General features: G+C 59.6%; 21 protein-coding genes, 2 tRNA genes and 1 pseudogene. 10 read left to right on the top strand and 14 right to left on the bottom strand.

Annotated elements, in window-relative coordinates; all coding sequences use genetic code 11:
* Position 1 precedes the first annotated feature (1 nt).
* The 6 genes from exoR to ACM5SV_RS18100 all read right to left on the bottom strand — a co-directional run bounded on the left by exoR (position 2) and on the right by ACM5SV_RS18100 (position 8,034).
* Positions 2 to 805 carry an exopolysaccharide production regulator ExoR gene (gene exoR, locus ACM5SV_RS18125; protein ID WP_012757230.1) on the bottom strand — a complete coding sequence of 268 codons (804 nt, stop codon included), beginning with the start codon at positions 803 to 805 and terminating at the stop codon, positions 2 to 4.
* Between the two features lie 19 nt (positions 806 to 824).
* Complete coding sequence (locus tag ACM5SV_RS18120; RefSeq protein ID WP_222015726.1) at positions 825 to 1,295, bottom strand: hypothetical protein; 471 nt, start codon at positions 1,293 to 1,295, stop codon at positions 825 to 827.
* A gap of 230 nt (positions 1,296 to 1,525) precedes the next feature.
* On the bottom strand, positions 1,526 to 2,806 hold the full coding sequence (locus ACM5SV_RS18115; RefSeq protein WP_017993769.1) for an OmpP1/FadL family transporter: 1,281 nt from the start codon (positions 2,804 to 2,806) through the stop codon (positions 1,526 to 1,528).
* A 399-nt stretch (positions 2,807 to 3,205) separates the two neighbouring features.
* On the bottom strand, positions 3,206 to 6,049 hold the full coding sequence (locus tag ACM5SV_RS18110; RefSeq protein WP_222015725.1) for a valine--tRNA ligase: 2,844 nt from the start codon (positions 6,047 to 6,049) through the stop codon (positions 3,206 to 3,208).
* A gap of 115 nt (positions 6,050 to 6,164) precedes the next feature.
* Positions 6,165 to 7,034: a DUF2497 domain-containing protein gene (locus tag ACM5SV_RS18105; RefSeq protein ID WP_222015724.1), complete on the bottom strand. Its 870-nt coding sequence runs from the start codon at positions 7,032 to 7,034 to the stop codon at positions 6,165 to 6,167.
* Positions 7,035 to 7,368: 334 nt separating this feature from the next.
* Positions 7,369 to 8,034, bottom strand: coding sequence for a protein-L-isoaspartate O-methyltransferase family protein (locus tag ACM5SV_RS18100; RefSeq protein ID WP_180692206.1), 666 nt, complete (start codon positions 8,032 to 8,034; stop codon positions 7,369 to 7,371).
* Between the two features lie 479 nt (positions 8,035 to 8,513).
* On the opposite strand from ACM5SV_RS18100, the gene ACM5SV_RS18095 reads away from it, so the two are divergent.
* Both ACM5SV_RS18095 and ACM5SV_RS18090 read left to right on the top strand, forming a co-directional pair.
* Positions 8,514 to 8,816, top strand: a complete 303-nt coding sequence (locus ACM5SV_RS18095) for a hypothetical protein (protein ID WP_012757225.1) — start codon at positions 8,514 to 8,516, stop codon at positions 8,814 to 8,816.
* 388 nt (positions 8,817 to 9,204) lie between these two features.
* Positions 9,205 to 9,528, top strand: coding sequence for a hypothetical protein (locus ACM5SV_RS18090; RefSeq protein ID WP_113547020.1), 324 nt, complete (start codon positions 9,205 to 9,207; stop codon positions 9,526 to 9,528).
* Here ACM5SV_RS18090 and ACM5SV_RS18085 read toward each other — a convergent pair.
* Positions 9,525 to 9,722 (bottom strand): annotated as a pseudogene (locus tag ACM5SV_RS18085) (ATP-dependent DNA ligase); the annotation flags it as partial. The gene ACM5SV_RS18090 and the pseudogene ACM5SV_RS18085 overlap by 4 nt on opposite strands.
* 287 nt (positions 9,723 to 10,009) lie before the next feature.
* Here ACM5SV_RS18085 and ACM5SV_RS18080 point away from each other — a divergent pair.
* The gene (locus ACM5SV_RS18080; protein WP_113547021.1) at positions 10,010 to 10,213 is read left to right on the top strand and encodes a hypothetical protein; all 204 of its coding nucleotides are present in this window, start codon (positions 10,010 to 10,012) and stop codon (positions 10,211 to 10,213) included.
* Between the two features lie 119 nt (positions 10,214 to 10,332).
* Here ACM5SV_RS18080 and ACM5SV_RS18075 read toward each other — a convergent pair.
* Positions 10,333 to 10,406: transfer RNA gene (locus ACM5SV_RS18075), tRNA-Cys, on the bottom strand.
* A 262-nt stretch (positions 10,407 to 10,668) separates the two neighbouring features.
* Here ACM5SV_RS18075 and ACM5SV_RS18070 point away from each other — a divergent pair.
* Positions 10,669 to 11,007 carry a KTSC domain-containing protein gene (locus tag ACM5SV_RS18070; protein ID WP_222015722.1) on the top strand — a complete coding sequence of 113 codons (339 nt, stop codon included), beginning with the start codon at positions 10,669 to 10,671 and terminating at the stop codon, positions 11,005 to 11,007.
* Here ACM5SV_RS18070 and ACM5SV_RS18065 read toward each other — a convergent pair.
* Together ACM5SV_RS18065 and ACM5SV_RS18060 are read right to left on the bottom strand one after the other, a co-directional pair.
* Positions 11,004 to 11,342, bottom strand: coding sequence for a hypothetical protein (locus tag ACM5SV_RS18065; protein ID WP_222015720.1), 339 nt, complete (start codon positions 11,340 to 11,342; stop codon positions 11,004 to 11,006). The two genes, ACM5SV_RS18070 and ACM5SV_RS18065, sit on opposite strands and share 4 nt — an antisense overlap.
* A 95-nt stretch (positions 11,343 to 11,437) precedes the next feature.
* Positions 11,438 to 11,755 (bottom strand): hypothetical protein, encoded by a 318-nt coding sequence (locus tag ACM5SV_RS18060; protein ID WP_113547023.1) that lies wholly within the window; start codon positions 11,753 to 11,755, stop codon positions 11,438 to 11,440.
* 117 nt (positions 11,756 to 11,872) lie between these two features.
* Between ACM5SV_RS18060 and ACM5SV_RS18055 the strand changes: the two genes are divergently transcribed.
* Together ACM5SV_RS18055 and ACM5SV_RS18050 are read left to right on the top strand one after the other, a co-directional pair.
* A tRNA-Asn gene (locus ACM5SV_RS18055) sits at positions 11,873 to 11,947 on the top strand.
* Positions 11,948 to 12,553: 606 nt separating this feature from the next.
* Positions 12,554 to 12,808 carry a hypothetical protein gene (locus tag ACM5SV_RS18050; protein WP_113547024.1) on the top strand — a complete coding sequence of 85 codons (255 nt, stop codon included), beginning with the start codon at positions 12,554 to 12,556 and terminating at the stop codon, positions 12,806 to 12,808.
* Between the two features lie 259 nt (positions 12,809 to 13,067).
* Here the strand turns inward: ACM5SV_RS18050 and ACM5SV_RS18045 are convergent, their stop codons facing one another.
* Both ACM5SV_RS18045 and ACM5SV_RS18040 read right to left on the bottom strand, forming a co-directional pair.
* Complete coding sequence (locus ACM5SV_RS18045; protein WP_017993757.1) at positions 13,068 to 13,247, bottom strand: hypothetical protein; 180 nt, start codon at positions 13,245 to 13,247, stop codon at positions 13,068 to 13,070.
* Between the two features lie 74 nt (positions 13,248 to 13,321).
* Positions 13,322 to 13,498: a hypothetical protein gene (locus ACM5SV_RS18040; RefSeq protein WP_012757220.1), complete on the bottom strand. Its 177-nt coding sequence runs from the start codon at positions 13,496 to 13,498 to the stop codon at positions 13,322 to 13,324.
* 85 nt (positions 13,499 to 13,583) lie between these two features.
* On the opposite strand from ACM5SV_RS18040, the gene ACM5SV_RS18035 reads away from it, so the two are divergent.
* The gene (locus ACM5SV_RS18035; RefSeq protein WP_222015719.1) at positions 13,584 to 14,480 is read left to right on the top strand and encodes a hypothetical protein; all 897 of its coding nucleotides are present in this window, start codon (positions 13,584 to 13,586) and stop codon (positions 14,478 to 14,480) included.
* A gap of 206 nt (positions 14,481 to 14,686) precedes the next feature.
* Complete coding sequence (locus ACM5SV_RS18030; RefSeq protein ID WP_222015716.1) at positions 14,687 to 16,804, top strand: catalase; 2,118 nt, start codon at positions 14,687 to 14,689, stop codon at positions 16,802 to 16,804.
* 198 nt (positions 16,805 to 17,002) lie between these two features.
* Here ACM5SV_RS18030 and ACM5SV_RS18025 read toward each other — a convergent pair whose 3' ends face one another.
* Together ACM5SV_RS18025 and ACM5SV_RS18020 are read right to left on the bottom strand one after the other, a co-directional pair.
* On the bottom strand, positions 17,003 to 17,752 hold the full coding sequence (locus tag ACM5SV_RS18025; RefSeq protein WP_012757217.1) for an SDR family oxidoreductase: 750 nt from the start codon (positions 17,750 to 17,752) through the stop codon (positions 17,003 to 17,005).
* Positions 17,753 to 17,853: 101 nt separating this feature from the next.
* Entirely contained in the window at positions 17,854 to 18,852 is a 999-nt protein-coding gene (locus ACM5SV_RS18020; protein WP_221991969.1) for a zinc-dependent alcohol dehydrogenase family protein, read from the bottom strand.
* 27 nt (positions 18,853 to 18,879) lie between these two features.
* Here ACM5SV_RS18020 and ACM5SV_RS18015 point away from each other — a divergent pair, with 27 nt between their 5' ends.
* Together ACM5SV_RS18015 and ACM5SV_RS18010 are read left to right on the top strand one after the other, a co-directional pair.
* Positions 18,880 to 19,926, top strand: coding sequence for an AraC family transcriptional regulator (locus tag ACM5SV_RS18015; protein ID WP_012757215.1), 1,047 nt, complete (start codon positions 18,880 to 18,882; stop codon positions 19,924 to 19,926).
* A 233-nt stretch (positions 19,927 to 20,159) separates the two neighbouring features.
* Positions 20,160 to 21,251, top strand: coding sequence for a PHB depolymerase family esterase (locus ACM5SV_RS18010; protein ID WP_222015714.1), 1,092 nt, complete (start codon positions 20,160 to 20,162; stop codon positions 21,249 to 21,251).
* Positions 21,252 to 21,268: the final 17 nt, after the last annotated feature.

The following is a 21,268-nucleotide window of genomic DNA, read 5'->3' as shown; positions in this document are numbered from 1 at the left end:
CTCAGTCGTCGGTACCGCTCGCGATGGTGTGCGACAGCGATACCGCCGTGCGGCGGTCGGCCTCGTTGGCAACCGAGAAGGCCTGCTCCTGCAGCGCTTCCATCCAGCCGCAGTCCTTGGGCTTGCAACGGTCGAGTGCTGCCGTCATCAGCGCCAGACCGCGGGCCGTCTGGCCTTCGTCGAAAAGAATATTGCCGAAGACCGCCATGGCGCCGGGATGGCCGCTCTTGCGGGCCTGGTTCAGCCATTTCTTCGCCTGCTGCGGGCTGGCATTGCCGCCCTCGCCGGCCAGCATCATCTGCGCCAGCTGAAACTGCGCCTCGGGGACACCAAAGGTGGAAGCCACCTGAAAATAAAGCTGGCGCGCCTGGCTGAGGTCGATCCTGACCGGACTGTCGGCAATGCCGTGCTTGTAATAGCTGGCGAGCGAGAGCAGTGCGTTGACGAAGAAGCCCGTGTCTTCCGAACCGGGTTCGACGCCCTGCTGGGCGATCTCGCTGTAGATCTTGAAGGCTTCGAAATCATCCTGCGTGACACCGTCGCCATCGGCATACATGTTGGCGAGCGCCCAGCGCGAGCCGGTGTGGCCCTTTTCGGCGGCGTATTTATAGGCTTCGACCGCCTCTTCCTTCTGTCCGTTCTTATAGGCCTTGAAGCCGAACTTGAAGAGGTCGAAGGGTCCGGATTCCTTGCTGACGCCACCTTTAATGTCGAATGCGCGGCATGGACCGGACAGCGCCAGCGCTACGGCTATCGACATGCCCATCAGCATGAATTTGAAAAGTTTGAACTCGGACGTCACCATTTCAACCGATTTCTTTCGTTCATCCCAGGCAGGCGGCAACGGCGCTCATGCCGTGCATCCCGCGGATGTATTCCTTCGAGGCGAGCGATCCCGCGGCGAGCTCCATGGCTCCTTTGCCCGCGTCGCATCCAGCCCACTGGCCTTTTCTCAAAGGCGGTATTCTCAGCACATCCTTCCGAACCACCCGGCTCCCGGCATGGCTCGACTGCAATCTCCGTGGCATTCGTTCGGCAGGCGCGGCATCCGCCTTCCCGCCTTTGTCGTATTCGTAAACAGAAAATGTGACGAAACCGGTATCGACATGTCCGGCGAAGCCGGGCTGCTCATCCGAGCGGGTCAAAAATAACGACAATGCATGGATCGACGACTTCATCGCGAGGCTGGATCGGCAGCCCGAACAGCCTTGTTCGGAAAGCGAAACGACCGCAATCAAACGACTGTCGCCAATCGCGCCGTACGACCTGATGCTACCGGAAAAAAATCGACCCATACTACTATTTACACGCACCGTACGCCTGCCATCACCTCGCCCGCAAATAGCGCTGCGCCCTCTTTGTGGCGGGAAATGGACAAATTCGCCCCACCACCACCATACGCCAAACGTCGTAAAAATGTGTTGCTGAATCGTCACAAAACGAGACCGGGAAATGGCATGATTAACGGGCGCAAATAAAGAAGAGCCCGGCAGTGCCGGGCTCCTCAATTCTTCAAATCGGGGAATTAGAACTTGATCTTTAGGCTCGTCGACAGCGCAGCGACCAGATCGTTGCCAAAGGAATAGGAGACATCATCTCCAAACGTGACGCCGTTTTGGGTCACGACGCCAGACGAACCGCTCGTCAACACGCCCACGGCGCCGGCAACGCGCCATTCGATATGTTCGGTCGGCGTGAAGGCTGCACCGAGCCCCAGCGTCCAGCTATCGGTCTGCGCGCCATAGCCCTGGCTAGTGCCGCGATCCCAGGTGAGGCTGACGGCACCTGCCCATTGCTCGTTGAATTTGTGGCCAACACCACCGGTGATCGTCCAGCCGTCCTGGTAAAGAAGGTCGAGCGACGTCAGCTCCGTCGCACCGCCGGAGGTGCAGGCGACTAAGCCCTTGGTCGATTTTGGGCAGAAAGGCACGGACTGCAGGACACTCCAGTTGGTCCACTTTAGCGAGCCAAACGCAAGCCAATCCGGAGCGATACCGCTTTGCAACTTAAGCTCAAGCGAATCCGGCGCTTCGGCAGAGCCGAAGACGTCTGTGACCCTTCCATAAGGAGCGCCATTCAGCGGTGCAAATGGTGCAGTCACCTGCGTCAGATCCACCGTACCGGTCAGATTGTCGTACTTTACGCGGCTGTTATAGACGAGGCTCGCTCGCATTGCATATTCCGGAATCTCGTAGGCGAGACCGGCGCGCCAGCCCCAGCCACTATCTTCGAGATCGAGGCGGCCGACGCCGTTGCCGGTACCGACCAGAAGGGGAACGGTTGAAACCAGACGTTCCTTGAAGCCTTCGACTTCCTGATAAAAAGCGCCGCCGATAAACCGAAGCTGACCAGGGCCGACATCAAAACGATAGGAGCAGGTGCCACCATAGTTGCGGGTTTTGATCTCTGTCTCAATGTTATTGTTGGCACCGGCCCAGTTCAGACCGGGGTCGGTATGCCCGCCGAAGGGCTCTGAATAGTCGACCAGGCAGTCGATTGCATCGCCAAAACCAGCCTTAAAGCCAATATAAGGGATGGTGTAATTTGAGCTATCGTCAGCGGTGTTTGGACGGCTGTTCAGATTTCCACCGCCCGGAGATGTCGATGTGTCCGTGTCACGGACGTCCTTCAGCTTGCGCTGGGGCGTGACGTAGGTAACGCCCGACTGAAACGAGAAAGGCGACGTGTCGAACAACTGATCGATGTTATAGCCGCCGCGCTCCAGACCGCCCGCGAAGGACGGCGATGCAAGCGACGAAAGAAGAACGAGCGATGTTATGCCCTTGGAAAACCTACGAGATGCCATTGTGTCTCCCCCACTCCAGCAATTGATGTGACCCCACTCTAGTAAGTGTTCGCGTGATATGGCAACGCGCCCCACGGCAGCGCTCCCAGGCATTGCAGTGGCTAACTTACGTAAAGAAATTGACGGACACGTCAAAAAACCTGGTTAATAAAATTTTATTCCAGGCCTGTCGAATTTCAGGTGGGCTTTTGGGTTTTCATTCCAAACATTGCAGAAGCTGTATCAATCCGACAACAGTGGCAGTTTTCGCCCGCTGGATGCCCGTTCAGCCACAATCCACAGGCTCCGCGCCCGAAACCAGCCGTTTCACGACCGAATCGCATGCGCCCAGAACGATAAAAAGACGCGCCGGCAGAGGGCGCGTCTTTGAAATAACTTACCAAAAAGGATCGGCGAAACTTACCCGGCTTCGCTTACCCTGGAAAGAGCGATCCTCAGGCTCGCGATCTGCCCCTTCAGTTCCTCGAGACGATCGCGCTCGGCCTCGACCACTTCAGGATTGGCGTTGGCGACGAACTTCTCGTTGGAGAGCTTGCCGTCGATGCGGGAGATCTCGCCCTCCATCTTGGCAATCGCCTTTTCCAAACGAGCCTTTTCGGCGGAAAGGTCGATCAGATTGCCAAGCGGCAGGCAGATGGTGGCCTCGGCGATGACGATCTGAGCGGCACCCTTCGGCGCATCGTCAGCCAGCGATATCGCCTCGACGCGCGCGAGGCGCTTGATGGCGGCGTCGTGGCGGAACAGCCTTTCACGCGTCAGGTTGTTGGCCTTGACGACGACGAGCGGGGCTGTCGCCGATGGCGGCACGTTCATTTCAGCACGCACCGAGCGGATGCCGGAAACGAGGTCGATCAGCCAGTTGATCTCGTCGGCGGCCCCGTCGTCGGCATAGGACGGCGCCGGCCATTCGGCGTGGCAGACCAATGTGTCGCGCTCTCTGCCTTCGCCTGCCGTATGGGCCCAAAGCTCTTCGGTCATGAAGGGCATGAAGGGATGCAGCAGCTTGTAGATCTCTTCGAGAATATAAGCGCTGCAGGCCTGGGCTTCGGCCTTGGCGCCCTCGTCCTCACCATTGAAGACCGGCTTCAACAGTTCGAGATACCAGTCGCAGACCTCGTTCCAAACGAAGCGGTAGAGCGCGCCGGCAGCATCATTGAAGCGGAAAGCTTCGAGCGCTTCCGTAACGTCACGTTCCGTACGGGCAAGTTCCGTCAGGATCCAGCGGTTGATGGTGAGCTCGGCGGCCTCAGGCACGAAATGCGGATCGCTCTTCGCGCCGTTCATCTCGGCGAAGCGTGTGGCGTTCCAGAGCTTGGTGCCGAAATTGCGGTAGCCGGCGATGCGGGCCGGATCGAGCTTCACGTCGCGGCCCTGCGCCGCCATGATCGCCAGGGTGAACCGCAGCGCGTCGGCGCCGTATTCGTCGATCAATTCCAAGGGATCGATGACGTTGCCCTTCGATTTCGACATCTTCTGCCCATTCTTGTCGCGCACCAGCGCGTGGACATAGACGGTCTGGAAGGGCTCGACGGGTTCGCCATCCTCATCCTTCATAAGGTGCAGGCCCATCATCATCATGCGCGCGACCCAGAAGAAGATGATGTCGAAGCCGGTGACGAGAACGTTGGTCGGGTAATAACGCGCCAGTTCGGGCGTCTCGTCCGGCCAGCCGAGCGTCGAGAAAGGCCAGAGTGCTGAGGAGAACCAGGTGTCGAGCACGTCCTCGTCACGCGTCAGGATTTCGCCCGGCTTGAAGTTTTCGAGCAGGTCCTCGACATAGGCCTTCATCGGCCCCTCATGCGAGAGGTAGTGCTGGATCGCCGCCTGAAGCGCCTCTTCCTCGGTCTTTTCGACGAAGACCTGGCCGTCCGGGCCGTACCAGGCGGGAATCTGGTGACCCCACCAGAGCTGACGGGAGACGCACCAGGGCTGGATGTTTTCCATCCACTCGTAATAGGTCTTGTCCCAGCTCTTCGGCACCATCCTGGTGCGGCCTTCACGGACCGAGGCGATCGCCGGCTCGGCGAGCGTCTTGGCGTCGACGTACCATTGTTCGGTCAACCGCGGCTCGATCGGCACGCCACCGCGATCGCCGTGCGGGACCATATGCTTGTGCGGCTCGATCTTGTCGACGAGGCCCGCCTCTTCGAAAATCTCGACGATGACCTTGCGCGCATAGAAGCGGTCCTGCCCTTCCAGGCGGTCCCAGGCGCCGTGCAGCGCCGCCGGATTGTCGAGACCTTCGAGAAAGTCCTCATTGTCCTTGATGGTGATCGTGCCGTCGCCGTTCATGATATTGATGACGCGAAGACCTGCGCGCTTGCCGACGTCGAAGTCGTTGAAATCGTGCGCGGGCGTTATCTTCACCGCGCCGGTGCCGGCAGCCGGATCGGCATAATCGTCGGCAACGATTGGAATTCTGCGGCCGACGATCGGCAGAATGACATGCTTGCCGACAATGCCCTGATAGCGTTCGTCCTTCGGATTGACGGCAACACCGGTATCGCCCAGCATGGTTTCAGGTCGTGTCGTTGCGACGACCACATAATCGCGCATCTCGAATTCGGTCGCCTTGCCTTCCTCATCGAATGCAATCGGATATTGGTAGGTTACGCCCTTTTCCAGCGGATAGCGCAGGTGCCAGAGATTGCCCTTGACCTCGTGCTGCTCGACCTCAATATCGGAAATCGCCGTCAGCAGCTTCGGATCCCAATTGACCAGACGCTTGTCCTTGTAGATCAGACCTTCCTTGTAGAGGGTGACGAAAACTTCGATAACCGCCTTCGACAGGCCCTCGTCCATGGTGAAACGTTCGCGCGACCAATCGCATGACGCACCAAGACGCTTCAGTTGGTTGAAGATCAGGCCGCCAGATTCCGCCTTCCACTCCCAAATCTTGTCGATGAAGGCTTCGCGGCCCATGTCGCGGCGACCCGGCAGCTGCTGTTCCATAAGTTTGCGCTCGACGACCATCTGGGTGGCGATGCCGGCGTGGTCCATGCCCGGCTGCCAGAGCACGTCCTTGCCGCGCATGCGCTCGAAGCGCACCAGGATGTCCTGCAGCGTGTTGTTCAGCGCGTGCCCCATGTGCAGCGAACCGGTGACATTCGGCGGCGGGATCACAATGGTGAAGGTCTCGGCCCCGGGCCTGGCGTTCGCGCCGGCGCGAAAAGCGTCCGCCTCGTCCCATTTCGCGGCGATTTTCGGTTCGACGGCGGCGGAATCATAGGTCTTGTCGAGCATTTTCTGACCAATTTCGAGGTTCGAGGGTGGCGTTTGTAAATAGGATGGTCACGGCCAAGTCAATAAAAAAGCCGCCCCGGAGACCGGAGCGGCTTTTTAGGAAAAAGCAATCCGATCAGCGGCGCGGGCCGCGCGCCACGCGCTCGATTTCCTCACGCACCAACCGCTCGACCAGTGTCGGCAGATTATCATCAAGCCATTCGCGTAGCATCGGGCGCAGCATATCCTCTGCGATTTCGTCCAGCGAGCGGCGCTCGGCACCATCGATCGCGGCGGCGAGCTCCTCAAAGGAGCGGCTGATCTGCAGGCCGGCATCCTCCGAAAGCAGCGTCGGCTGGACCTCGTCCATGACGCTTGGGAGGAAACGGTCGGTCGAAGACTGAGCGGGTTCCGTGGCCGGCAGCGCTGTTTCGACGGCAGGCGCAGGCTCGGCGACGGCCACTCTTTGCGTTTCCGTAAACACCGGCTCGGCCGGCTGCTGGATCGCAACATGCTGAATGGGCGCTGCGGCATCCGGGAAAACAGACTGTGCCGACTGCGGCTGCGGTGCCGCGGCGCGCGGCGGCCCCGGCGTAACGGCCGGCTGCGGTTCGGGCTGACGGAAGCCGCTCGGAATTTCACGCAAAGCCTGACCGGCCTGCACGGCGCTGCGCTCGGAGGCGGCGCGCACGCGGGCGGCGACATCGGCCAGCGAGAGAGCGCGGGCCGGAACTTCTGCTTCGGGGGCGGTGCCGGCCGAATTGGCGGCGACGAAACGCGGATCGGAGGAGCGCATGACCGGTTCGGGGAATTCCACGCCGGCATAGGTATCGTCGACCGTCAGATGAATTTCGGAGCCGTTGTCATCCTCGTCGGCGCCGTAGACCGGCGGCAGGGACGCGGAAATCGCCTTGCCGGCGCCGGGCTCATTGCTTTCGATGATCTGGCGGATGGAGGCCAGAATTTCTTCCATGGACGGTTCACGCGCTACACTTGGCTGAGCCATTTCTATCCCCGTTATCCCAAAACAACGACCGGATGGCGTGGAGCATTCATCCGAATCACCACGACCTTAGAATACCCCAGGCGTGAAAAAAATCATCGCGAATCAAATGAATGCAGCCATGCACAGTTTTGTTACCCGATGTTTGCCACCCGCAAAGCCTATCGCGTTTTTGCGGCGGCGACATCCCATGAAACAGAATTTGAAGCGCATAACATCCGTCCGATCGGCCGTGGCGGCGTCAGGGTAGATGATGTTTGTGAAGGCTTTCCAGCGGCGCTGATAAAAAACGGGCGCCCATGGCGCCCGTCGCTGAACGTCATCGACAATAACGATGTCAGAAAACGAATTCGCGCGCTTTGGCGAAGCCCGGCAGCGGCTTGACCGAGGCATTGAAGAAGACGTTTTCCGAAATGGCGCCGCGCTCGGCGACGAAGACCTTGGCGCGGGCGGCATTGCCGTAACCTTCGACCGTGATCAGGCGACCACCATCGCGCAATTGACCGAGAAGGGCCGCCGGAACCTCTTCAACCGCGCCGTTGATGAAGATCAGATCATAGGGCGCGCCGGCAGCGTAGCCCTGTTCGAGCGGGCCGGTCACGACCTCGACCTTGGCGTAGCCGGCAAGCTGCGCCTTCGCTTCAGTGGCCAGCGTCTCGTCGCATTCGAGCGCGATGACGGAGCCGGCAACGATCGACAACAGCGCCGAAGTGTAACCCGTGCCGCAGCCAACCTCGAGGACGAAGTCGTCCTTGGTGATCGCGGCCAGCTGCAACAGCTTGGCAAGCGGCGACGCTTCCATCAGGAAGCGGGCCGGCTTTCCCGATGCGGCTGCGGAGATCTCGACGTCGTTGTCGATATAGGCCAGCAGCTTCGCCTTCTCCGGCACGAAAGCCTCACGCGGTACCGTGAGAAACGCCGTCAGCACGGAATGCGAGGTAACGTCCGTCGTGCGAACCTGGGTATCGACCATCTTTACGCGCGCTGCTTCGAAATCCATCATGTCCTCTCGCTCTTGAAAAGCGGTTCCTATCCCTCGTCTCTTAATCCCCGCCACGGATGCTTTCAAGGCTTGGCAGGCGCCAGCGAAAAGAATCCGGCCGGCGCCTCTTCCGCGCCACAGGGGCGGGATGGACACTGCAACTCCAGCGTGGATTCTTTTAGCCCTTCATGCTATGATCTGCAGCGGAGGAAATAGGAGGAGCAGGCCATGTCTGCGATTTTCGAGTATTTCACGCTGTTCGATTTCTTCATCGTCGCAGCGCTCATCGGCATATTCTGCTGCGGGCTGTTGGACGGCGAAACGACTTGGAAGCGATAGGGCGACGAAACTCGCTCGGAGATACCCCTGCATGGCGTCTGCGGCAATCATGCCCGGCGCAGGCCTGACATACGTTCGTTTCCTTTGAAATCCAGCCCCGACAGCCGCACGCGCATTAACGTTACGTCAACCATTTTGTTGCGGCGCCCTCGCCCTGCGCTATGGGTGTGCGCATGCAAACCTTCATGATCCAATCGCGCGGCATAGAAGCGCTTCACTACAATGCCGATGCCCGCCTGCTGCTGATCAAATACAGCAGCGGTGACATTCGCAGCTTCACCCGCATTTCGCCGCAAGGCATGCGGCGGCTTCTCGGCGCCGGCCCCGAAATCGATAACGGCCCCGAATTGAGCGATCTGCAATATCAGGCGCAAATCCGGAAAGGCGGCCTGAAGGCGCTCTACCGCCTCACGGGGATTAATCCGTTACAGTTCGATTTTTCGCCCGGCCAGCGGGTCTGGTAGCATCGCAAACGCCAATGCCGCACCGCTGAGCCAGCAGCGTTTCACATAGATTATGTCATGTGGAAGATGTTCGAGGCCTCGCCCGGGAACGACGCAAGCGGGCGGAGTCAAATGGTCACCGAGATTATCGCCACACCTCCGCCAAAATATTTCTCATTGGAAATCAACGGCGGCTGCCACACCCTACCACACCTCAAGTGAATGCAAAGCTCGCAGAGATGCCGGTTCCGAAGGCAGCATCGTCCCCACCGATGCACATCATCTCTGAAACTCAAACACCTGTTGAACAACCGCGCACTTGGTAACCAATGTCACAAAAGTCCAGAAATAGTGCTTGCGCAAATTACTCGCGTGGGCTGTAGCTAATTACTTGGGTGGGGGAGAATTGATGAACATAATTAATCACGCAGGCATGTCCTCTGCGGCTGCCATAGCGTCACTGGACGAGGATGTTATTCAGCTTCTGTATATGACTGCGAAGGAAGTCGATCTCTGCTGTCTCATGACTGACGGGGAATGGGAAGACTACGACAAAACTGTTGTAAATCGCGCATGCGATCTTGGCCTCATCACCATTCATAGTCCTGGTGGCGGGTGGAGTTACGTCACGGGTTGGCGGCTCACAAAGCTCGGCGAAGAAACAATAGGAATCCCGTACAAGCTTAGCATCCTATCGCGTCTTCTGGCATTCGTCACCCGCGTTGAACGCTAGTCGATCTCATAAATCGCCGCATTGTCCTGCAGCTCGCGAAGCCCCTTGAACTGGCGGAGCTTGCCGTCATCCGTCCATGCCCTGTATTCGATCTCGGCGATCAGCGTCAGCTGTAATCAGACGACGTCCCTCCGCCTGCCGTCATAGGGAACCGCCGTCGTCTTTCGCTTGACCCTGTCCATCATGCCGCGCAGCCCGCCTCGTCGAACCTTTCGCCGTCCTTACAGGCGGCCACGCGACGGCGACGCCCAAGGAGCTGGCTTCAAGCTCATCGAACACCATGATCGCGCTCTAAGGCCACTCTGTGTGTCGCTATTTTGATATTCACCGGCTTCCGAGTGCCTGATGTCTCGCAGCTCGGCCCGCAGCACCGTCGCAGGGACATGTTCAAGCTTCGCTTGCCGGCCTCGACCATCTCACCGCCAATTCTGTTCGGAAGAGCCTCGCGACCGACGTCGCTTGTAACGAAGCGACCTCGAGCATGCTGTTGGTCGCTTGTAACGAAGCGACCGGCAGCATGCTCGAGGCGATGCTCGGCTGGGGCGATGGAAAGACCTCAAAAATTTATACGAAAATGCCGATCGCGCGCGCCTGGCACGACAGACTTGTCGCGGGAATCAACTGGGATGGCGTAAGTACCAAACTGCTTGCGCTGACCGACGAAAGCGCCGTGGCGAACGGATAAACCGGGAACACATTGCCACACCCTGCCTTTGGCGTGGCGGAACGATTCAAGTCCAAGCGGCCACACCTCGGAAATTATCGAGGCTTTTGCAATAGTTTATCGCTGTGGTGAAAAGATGTTGGAGGCCTCGCCCGGAATTGAACCGGGGTACAAGGATTTGCAGTCCTCTGCGTCACCACTCCGCCACGAGGCCTCACGCGCTCGTTATCTGAGCCGTGGCGAGCGTTTAGAATGATCGTAAGGAAATCGCAAGAGGGCATTCCGGAAAAACGCTATTCCGCGGTTGTCGAAACGACCATTTTTCCATCCCGAAACGGAGCGGGCGCGGGCTGGAATTTCCGCGGCCGTGACGATGCCCCATTTCCTGCCAATGATGGCATTTGAAACAAATTCTTGACTTGACTTCGATCACCGTCCGGGACTCAATTGCCCGCGGGAGGGTATAGGAGCTTGAGATGGATTGGGCTGCCCTCAAATCGAAGCGCGTGCGTGCAGCATACGACGCCGAAACCCGGGATCTGCATGTAAAATTCCCTGGTTCTCCGCCGGTGAAACATGCGGATATTCCGCCGCACGTCCACCAGAACCTGCTGGAAACGGACGATCCATACTTCTATTACCAGTACTATATAGCGCCGTCTCGCGTATCACCGGGCTCTCGACAACCGGCCTCCGTGGCGGCCTACGCAGTGAAGCTCGTCCTTCTCCTTGCCGCCTGCAGCCTGCTGATGACGACTGGCCTCGATCCGGACCACGGCGGAACTTTCGAGGAAAGCGAACTCAGATCCAACTAGACGCGAATGTGGATGAGCTGCGCGCCCAGCCCAATCTCAGGGCCTGCGACAAGGCGGCTGGTTCCGGCGTCGAAATTGTCGCTCCTGTTCTGAGAACGGTAGCGCCGATTATCCCGCTCGCGGTCGTTCCTCCCATCGCGCTCATTCCGGCCGTTGAAATTGCGATAGTTGCGAGGCCCGTTGTAGCTGCCGCCTTGACCGTGGTCGACCACGCAACCTTCGGGACGGCGACAGATGCCGCGAGCGTCGAAACCGCCGCTGTCTACTTGGGCCTCGGCGGAAACACCTGAGAGAAGCGCCGCTGCCGACAGGACGACAACAAAAGATACCTTCATTTCCTCACCTGGACCATTGTGACGCAATTTTGCGTTTTACATTCCATAAACCACGAATGCGAAAAGCCATCCACAGGTCCACGCCCTCCTGCCGATCAGCCAGCCGGTTTTCGCCGTCTGTGCCACCAGACAGCCAGCCGCCGCCGAAGCCGGCGCGCGAACGGCAGATCGTGCGAGAGCACGAGGAAACCGAGCGGCAGCATCCAGAAGCCGAGGATGGGCAGGAAACCCAACACGCCGCAGAAGATGAGGGCCATGCCGAGTGCCATCCGCGCGATGCGCGAGCGCGGCATGCCGATGCTGAAAGAGCCGAGCACAAGCCTGCCGCTTGCATGATCGATGCCGAAGCGCACTGCCCGTGCCTTGCGCTTCTCCCCGCCTCTAGTCTCCTGACGATCATTCACGTTTGTCATTCCCCAGAGATGGGCGCAGGCATCCCAAATACAAGTTCATTTCATTTTTTTGAAAAAACCGCTTGGCAAATCGGGAAAGCGTTTGTATTAGCCCACTCACACCGCGCCAAGCAGTGATCCCTGGTAGCTCAGCGGTAGAGCATTCGACTGTTAATCGACAGGTCGCCGGTTCGAATCCGGCCCGGGGAGCCATTTTTTCAAGTAATCGCCTGTTTCGTTGATAATCCGAAAGCAGGCGTTTTCTTCCCCACTTCCCTCCCCGGTTTTGAGATTTGATTTTTCGAAATGGGGCTCAACAAATTTTTCTTATTGATTTCTCCTGAATCTTAAATCCGCTACTGGCAGCGGATCGCACTGTAGGATTGTCTGTCGCCAAGGTTAAGAGCGTTGGGCCGGTCCATGCAATCGCACTGTCTTTCGATCGACTGACCGATCAGCCAGGCAACTAGCGCCCTCAAAGCGCGTGTCGTGCTTCTCGTCGTACCCTGGTTATTGCGCCTCCCACACCTAGCCCTAAATCAGCACCCCCCTAATCCTTGCGAAAATTCACGAGGCGGATAAATTCAATCTATCAGATGGCTTTTGCTGGTGACCACGGATGTACTGGCACCCTGCTAATGCAATCAAAGAAGGGTCGGCGCGAGCATTCGCCCGACCCTTTCTTTTTATCCAAGACCATCCCTGCCCGGGTCGCCATCCGCGCGCACATCGCCGTCAAGCCGGCGGCCTAGTCATGTGCATTTACGATGGGTAGGCAACCGCTGGCCAACCAACCGCCGGCGGTGTAAAGCAAACGCCATGGCGCTAGATCCTGAAAAAGCATTTTTAGATTACAGTGCGGCGGACTGCAGCGTGCAGTTCTGGACCGCCAACGCACCGGTCGTGCAATTCACCTCTTTGGAAGCCGCCGTCAGGTTCGCAAAAGACCATGGCGGCAGGTGGGAAGAGATTGAGATAACAGTCCATCTGCCGCGCGAGGACATCGTATTCGCCACCGGAAAAGTGCATCAACTCATTGATGCTTTACCAGGTGACCTCCGGAAAAAACCGTAATGAAGTGGATCGGCAGTCAATAGGACCGCCGACGCTCCGCCGGGCGCAGCGAAACACATACTATCGCCACAGCACCGGGATAAATCACGGCCATGGCTTTGGGTATGGCGATAGGAATCGGAATAGGCGCCGCAGTCGGGCCGACGCTGTTCGATGACGCCGCGATCGGCGCCGCCGTCGGGGCTGTCATCAAACGGAAATGACCGCCCGCCTGACGCTCCGGACGATCCCGTTCATTGTACGGGCAAGGCGACCACCTCTAATAGCTGCACGAACGGCCGTCACCGGGTCGGAAGCCATCGGCACAGGCCGGATTCATTGAATCTCCCGGCTGATATCCTGACGCCGAGCCATATGAATTCGGCGGCGTCGAGCAGGCCGAAGTCATGGCGGCAAGACTGATTGCTCCGGCTGCTACAAATGCCCGAAATCTCTTCATCGATTCCTCTCCAGTTTAGGCTATGACCGAGTGATGAGAGCTTCTGCTCTCTCCTGCCAAGATCACCTTGTTCCTCAAGATATGGCGCTCTCTTCGCCGGACGTCAGCTCCGAACGCGCAAGATTCTTATCGATCTCGATCAGCTCCGCATGAAGATCGTCGATGACCAAGCCGGCCGGGAACAAAGACCGTGGTTCAAAGTTGAGTGGCATCAACCACGTAACGTCAGTTTCTGACAGGAGGTCTTTCATGGGTCGCGGTATTCTTCTTTGGCTGCTTGGTGTTCCACTGCCGATCATCATCCTTCTTGCTCTGTTTATGCGATAGGAACAGATCATGTCGGTTTCAATGACAGGTTCCGGAGAGATTGCTACTCCGGTCGAATCCTCCAAATCCGCCATGACATGGGGACCTATCTTCGGAGGCGCCGCTGCTGCCATCGGAGTGACCCTCATTCTTTTGCTGCTTGGATCCGGGGTTGGGTTGACGATGGTGTCGCCCTGGTCGGGTCAAAGCAGTTCGCTCGGCACGGTCGGGGTGACGGCGGCGATCTGGCTGGTTGTCGTCCAATGGCTCTCCTCCGGGCTCGGTGGCTATATCACCGGCCGGCTGCGCACGAAGTGGGCGGCCGTCCATACCGACGAGGTGTTCTTCCGTGACACGGCGCATGGCTTCATCAGCTGGGCGCTGGCGACGATCTTCGTTGCCGGCTTTTTGGCCTCGTCGCTGACCTCGCTTGCCGGTGCCAGCGCACAAGCCGTGGGTTCGGCGGCCACCGCCGCAGGTACGGCGGCGTCCTCGGCGGCATCGACCGCGGATCTGCCCACCGCCTATTTTACCGACGCTTTGCTGCGTCCTGAACAGGCCCGTGCTGGAGCAACATCCGATGATACCGCAGCAACAGCAGAAGTCTCCCGCATCCTCCTCAACGGTGCGGCCGCGGGCCAGATCCCGGATGACGACAAGGCCTATCTTGCCACCATCGTCTCTGCTCGCACCGGTCTTTCCGAGGCCGATGCGCGCACCCGCGTCGACACTGTGCTGAAGCGCATCGACGACGCCAAGGTCGCCGCCCAGAAAGCCGCCGATGAGGCACGCAAGGCTGCCTCCACCACGGCATTGCTCGGCGCGTTGTCACTTCTGATCGGGGCTTTCATCGCTGCCGCCGCAGCAGCGTTTGGCGGGTCGCAACGCGACGAAGAGGAAGACCTCCTCGTCACGCCCCGGATCTAAGGCCCGAGGCTCAGGATCAACGGAAACCGGGGCGCGGGGTCGAAAGGCCCCGCGCGCCATTTATGTGGAGCCATCCCCGGCTCTGCTGTGGTTGGATCATCGTCCGCCCCCAGGCCTTTTTCTCAGTGGCGGTTTATTTCGCATCGGGCGGAACATGTGGCCGTTGGCGAGCTTCGGTTAGGTAAAACCCTTTCCGGAGAACATAGATGGCCAAGAAAACCTCCCAAACCTCGCCCTCGGACACGGCAACGATCCATGATCAGAAACTGCACCGGGGTGCAGGCGGCGAGCTTCATCAGTTTGCCGAAGACGGCATGCCGGTGCTGACCACAGCGCAAGGTGGCCCCGTTTCCGACGATCAGAACACGCTTCGTCTCGGCGCCCGCGGCCCCGCTCTCATCGATGACTTCCACTTCCGTGAGAAAATCTTTCATTTCGACCACGAGCGCATTCCCGAGCGGGTCGTGCATGCGCGCGGTTACGGCGCGCATGGCTACTTCGAAACATATGAATCCCTGGCCGCCTATACCCGGGCCGATCTTTTCCAGCGGCCCGGCGAAAAGACGCCAGCCTTCGTCCGGTTTTCGACCGTTGCCGGCAGCAAGGGTTCCTTCGATCTGGCGCGCGACGTGCGCGGTTTCGCCGTGAAGATCTACACCCAGCAGGGGAATTGGGACCTGGTCGGTAATAATATCCCGGTTTTCTTCATTCAGGACGCGATCAAATTTCCCGACATCATCCATTCCGTAAAGCCGGAGCCCGACAAGGAATTCCCGCAGGCGCAGTCGGCGCATGACAATTTCTGGGACTTCATTACGCTGACGCCCGAAAGCATGCACATGATCATGTGGGTGATGTCGGACCGCGCCATTCCGCGATCGTTCCGCTTCATGGAGGGTTTCGGCGTTCATACCTTCCGCTTCGTCAATGCAGCGGATGAATCGACCTTCGTCAAATTCCACTGGAAACCGAAGCTCGGGCTGCAGTCCGTCGCCTGGAACGAGGCAGTCAAGATCAATGGTGCGGATCCGGATTTCCACCGCCGCGACCTCTGGCAGGCGATCCAGTCGGGAAACTTTCCCGAATGGGAACTCTGCGTGCAGCTTTTCGACCAAGACTTCGCCGACACGTTCGACTTCGACATCCTCGATCCGACGAAGATCATCCCCGAGGAGATCCTTCCGGTCAAACCGATCGGCCGTCTCGTGCTCGACCGAATGCCCGACAACTTTTTTGCTGAGACCGAGCAGGTCGCATTCATGACGCAGAACGTTCCCCCCGGCATCGACTTCAGCAACGATCCCCTTCTGCAGGGACGGAATTTCTCCTATCTCGACACGCAGCTGAAACGTCTGGGCGGTCCGAATTTCACACATTTGCCGATCAACGCGCCGAAGTGTCCCTTCCACAATTTTCAGCAGGATGGCCATATGGCGATGCGCAATCCCGTCGGGCGCGTCAATTACCAGCCGAATTCCTGGAATCAGGGCCCGCGGGAATCGCCGGTTCAGGGCTATCGGCACTTCCCGGCCGAGGAGCAGGGTCCCAAGGTTCGGCTGCGCCCGGAAAGCTTTGCCGATCACTACAGCCAAGCCCGGCAATTCTACATCAGCCAGACGCCGCCGGAGCAACGCCATATCGCCGCAGCGCTGATCTTCGAACTGAGCAAGGTCGAAACACCGGTCATTCGCGAGCGTATGGTCTCGCATCTCTTGAACATCGACGAGACGTTGGCCAGCAAGGTCGGCCACGCACTCGGCTTCAAATCGATGCCGAAGCCTGCCGATGCGGCCATGCCGACGCGGCAGGATCTCGAGCCGTCGCCGGCGCTCAGCATCGTCGAGCGCGGTCCGAAACGGTTCGAAGGACGCAAGCTCGGCATTCTTGTCAGCGATGGCACCGATGCCGCTATCTTCAAGGCGCTGCTTGCCGAGATCACCGAGCAGAAGGCAACATTCGAAGTGATCGCGCCAAAGATCGGCGGCGTGACGCTCTCGGACGGCAACTGGATCGAGGCGCATCAGATGATCGACGGCGGACCTTCGGTGCTTTACGACGCCGTCGCCCTCCTCCCCTCAGCCGAGGGAACCGGCGATCTGCTGAAGGAGGCTACGGCCCGCGATTTCGTGGCAGATGCCTTCGTGCACTGCAAGTTCATCGGCTATGTGGAAACAGCGCTACCGCTCATGCAGAAGGCCGGAATTGCCGATTCACTGGATGAGGGCGTGATTGCGCTCGGAGCGGCGAAGGATGTCACGGCTTTTATCAAGGCGCTTGGCAAACTGCGTGTCTGGGGCCGGGAGCCATCGGTCAAATTGAATTGACTGACTCGTCGCCGCCGTCCGCGCCCGGGAATGCCCGTTGTAATCATAAAACCCGCGGAAACGCGGGTTTTATCTCACACTGATTGTGTTGCAGCCGTGTGGGCTCCGGTCCTAGGAAACCTTGCAGCAGGCCAGGAGGCTTAACGGCGGAATCGCCGACAACGCACCCTGTTCTCACCTTTTCCAGCCGCCTAGAGCTTATACCTGTCCCATTCCACCATCGACGGGAAGGTCGATGCCGGTCACGAACGAACTGTCTGCGCTTGCCAGGAACAGCGCGACGGTGGCCGCCTCTTCCGGCCTGCCGACCCGGCCCATCGGCATCTGGGCAAGCATCGCGGGTAGCCCTTCCTTGATGGCCTCGGCCGGGACGCCCAGCTTGCCGAAGATCGGAGTCTCGACCAGCCCGGGGCTGAGCGAGTTGACGCGAATCTTCCGATGTTTGAGGTCGGTCGTCCAACTGCGTGCAAAGGACCGTACGGCCGCCTTGGTCGCCGCATAGACCGAGTGCATCGGGGTACCCTTGCCATGCGCCACAGAGGCGTTGAGAATCACCGATGCCCCATCGCTGAGCAGCGGCAGCGCCTTCTGCACGGTGAAGAAGAGACCGCGAACATTGGCGTTGAACTGGGTGTCGAAATCCTCAACCGTTACCGCCTCGAACGGCGCGAGATTGTTGACGCCCGCGTTGGCAAAGATCACGTCGATCCTGCCGAAACGCTTGCCGACCTCCGCATAGAGCGCGTCCAGCGCGTCCAGGTCCGCGACATCCGCGACGATCGCCGCCGCGCTGCCGCCGATTTCGGCGGCGGCTTTGTCGAGCGCATCCTTATTGCGCCCGACGATGACGACCGTTGCGCCTTCCTGGGCGAAGAGCTTGGCTGACGCCAGGCCGATGCCGCTCCCGCCGCCGGTGATCACGGCGACCTTGTCAGTCAGTTTTGCCATTTCGTATGCTCCATGTGATGAGAAGGTGGGATAAAGCGCGTCGGAACTGCGCGGTTAGATTGCTTTCTGGGCGATATATACCGCCCTGGGGTGCAGATCTCTCAGCCCTCATTGGTGATGACGACCTTGCCGAACACGTTGCGTTTGCCGAAATGCTCGAATGCGGCTTTGCCGTCGGCGAGCGTGAAGCGGCTGTCGATCACCGGGCGGATGCCATTCTGCGCGACGGCGGCGATCACGTCTTCCAGATCCAGACGATTGCCGGTGGCGATCGTCTGGAACCGCGCGAAGGTGAGGAACATGTCGAGGTAGGCGGGCATCTCCCCCTGCGACAGCACTCCCACCATCGACACCTGGCCGCTAAGTGCCACCGCTTTCAACGACTGGGCGAATGTGCCGGGGCCGCCAACCTCGACCACGCGGTCGACGCCACGCCCGCCGGTGAGCGCCTTGGCTAGCTCGCCCCAATCGGGATTCTCGGCGTAGTTGATCACATGGTCGGCGCCGAGTGCGCGCAGACGCTCCGCCTTCTCGTTCGACGAGGTCGTCGCGATCACTTCCGCGCCGCGCGCCTTGGCGAACTGCAGCGCGAACAACGACACACCTCCGGTTCCCTGCGTCAGCACGCGGTGCTGCGGACCGACGCCGGCGACCGCATTCCACCCGGTGACGGCGGCGCATGGCAGAGTCGCGGCATCGTCGAAGCTGATCGAATCGGGAATGGCGACCAGCTCGTTCTGGTCGACGGTGCGATATTCGGCCATCCAGCCATCAATCTGGGTGCCATATTGGGGCACAAATTCACGAAATGGTCCCGCATGCCAGCCCGGCATGAAATTGTTCGCCACCCGGTCGCCAACCGCGAAACGGACGACCCCCGAGCCGACCGCCTCGACGATCCCGGCGGCGTCGGACAGCTGCACCCGCCCTTCTTCGAGCGGAAAGGGCGACCAGCCGTTGATGATCGTGAGGTCGCGGAAATTGAGCGAGGTCGCCTTGATGTTAACGAGGACTTCGCCCGGACCGGGACTTGGCGTGGGCTCTTCGCGTAACTCCAGGCCGTTGACGGAGCCGATTTTCTGCAAACGATAGATCTTCATGCGCAACCTCCAGATTGTGTAAGTGATATGGTGGAGATTGACGGGATCATCTATTACGTGGAGTATGCATTTTATAACCTATCGTCCGAGATTCCCATGGACCCCTTCGATTCCGTCCTCAGCGCCATGCAGCTCCAAAGCTCGCTCTTCGTCCGCATGCGTGCTCATGCACCATGGGCGATGTCGTTCGATAGCGGCGGTCAGGCGCGGCTGATCGTCATCGCTAAGGGCCGGGGCTGGTTCACCCAAGTCGGCCACCCCCCGGTCGTTGTCGAGGAAGGCGACTGCCTCATCATCAAGCAGGGGGTCATGGGCATATTGGGCGACGCTCCGGACCGGGTCGCAGTGCCCTGCTGGCAGATTGCCGACCATGTGACGGGCGAGACGGTGTCCTTCGGTGGAGACGGCGAAGCGTGCGAGTTCTTCTCGACCCTGTTTACGTTCGACCACGCTGCGGGCGAGCCCTTGTCGGCGCTGTTGCCCGATGTTGTTCATGTCGCCATGGCGAAGTCCGACGCAGGGCGGATGGTCTCGATCCTCGAACAGATCGGAAAAGAGGAGGCGCAGGCGTCGCTTGGCGGCTCCTATGTCGTCGGCAGGCTGCTCGACGTGCTGTTCATCCAAGCGATCCGAAGCTGGGCCAGTTCGGAGGGGAATATGCCCGAGGGCTGGCTCGCCGGACTGACCCATCGCCAGTTGGCGCAAACGCTGCACCGGATTCATGCCGATCTGGCGCACCCGTGGACGCTGGAGCAGCTCGCCCGCGATGTGGGGATGTCGCGCTCCACCTTTGCAGTGCTGTTCAAGTCGGTCGTCGGAGTGCCGCCGCTGACCTACATCACGACTTGGCGCATTTATCGTGCGAAACTCATTCTCGCCGCCGGCCACTCAATCTCAGCGGCGGCCGCGCAGACCGGCTATGGCACCGACATCGCCCTCAGCCGCGCTTTTAAAGCTGCGACCGGCGTGGCGCCGGGGCAGTGGCGGCGCGAGCGACGTGGCGTCGACCGTCCCGTTCCCAGTGGAGATCGATCAAGGGCGCCGGTCAGGCACCCTGTTCCGGCTGATTTGTAATCAGAAGTCATGGCGAAGACGTTCGCAGCTTTTCCGCAGGTCTTGGGATCTTTCGCCTACATTCAGGATCAAAATGTTCATGGCCCGCTGACTGCTGAAATGAGCACACGGGCAGAGTGTATTGAGAAGCTCGATGGTACGAAAAACATTGTGCACCGCAGCAACCTTTTCGTAGATTGACGCGTTTAGTTCAGCATCACCGCCATCCCGGCTGCTGATTGGCGGAGACTTTCATGAAATCTATGTCGGACACGCTCGCACGCCTTGCTGCGCTGCGAGGAACCCTTCGCGCCCAACCCACGCAGAACAACCCCGACCTAGTCGCCTTGGATGCGTTTGGCTCAAACCCCGGCGCCTTGGGGGGCTACACCTATTTGCCGTCGAAGCGCGGGAAAAACCTGGCCCTGGTCGTCGTCCTGCACGGCTGCACCCAGACTGCCGCCGGGTACGATATCGGGTCCGGTTGGTCGCGATTGGCCGAGGACTACGGCTTCGCGCTGCTGTTTCCCGAGCAACGGCGGGCAAACAATCCAAACCTCTGCTTCAATTGGTTTAACCCGGAGGACATAAGCCGCGATCACGGCGAGGTATTTTCCATTCGCCAGATGATCGCAAAGGTCGTTGCGGAACACGGTATCGACGGCAGGCGCGTGTTCGTGACCGGGCTTTCGGCCGGCGGCGCCATGGCCGCAGCCATGCTCGCCACCTATCCCGAGATTTTTGCGGGCGGCGCGATCATCGCGGGCCTGCCATATGCAAGTGCCGGGACCATTCCCGAGGCATTCGACCGAATGCGCGGTCACGGCAGCCCAACTGCCAAGGAGCTTGAACTGCGATTGAGAAACGCTTCAGGGCACAAAGGCCCATGGCCGACATTATCGCTCTGGCAGGGGAGCGCAGACAGAACCGTCGTGCCATCCAATGCAAATGCGATCGTGGAGCAATGGAGAAATATCCACGGCGTCGACGCATCGCCGGGGCGCGTCGCAGATATCGGACGACACCAGCGAAAGGTCTGGACCGATGCTCACGGTGTCGATGTAATCGAGCTGTATACGATTGCCGGGATGGATCACGGCACGCCGCTCGATGTCGACACCGGCTACGGCGCAAGCGGCCCCTTCATGCTTGACGTCGGAATTTCATCGACCGTCGAAACTGCCAGGTCCTGGGGTCTGGTCCCCTCATTTGAAAAACGGCGCGACGCAAAACCCTCGGCTGCGCAACCGGAAAACGCCGCAGGCCCATTCGGCGCGGGCAGCGACCGGGGCGGCATTCAGAAGGTCATTGAAGATGCCCTCCGGTCCGCTGGGCTGATGCGGTAGTCATATCGCTAATTAAA

It is taken from the genome of Rhizobium sp. CRRU65 (assembly GCF_048551595.1).
Taxonomy (GTDB): domain Bacteria; phylum Pseudomonadota; class Alphaproteobacteria; order Rhizobiales; family Rhizobiaceae; genus Rhizobium; species Rhizobium leguminosarum_J.
The sequence above is the reverse complement of the archived record's forward strand: the minus strand, read 5'-3'. Positions and strand labels throughout refer to the sequence as shown.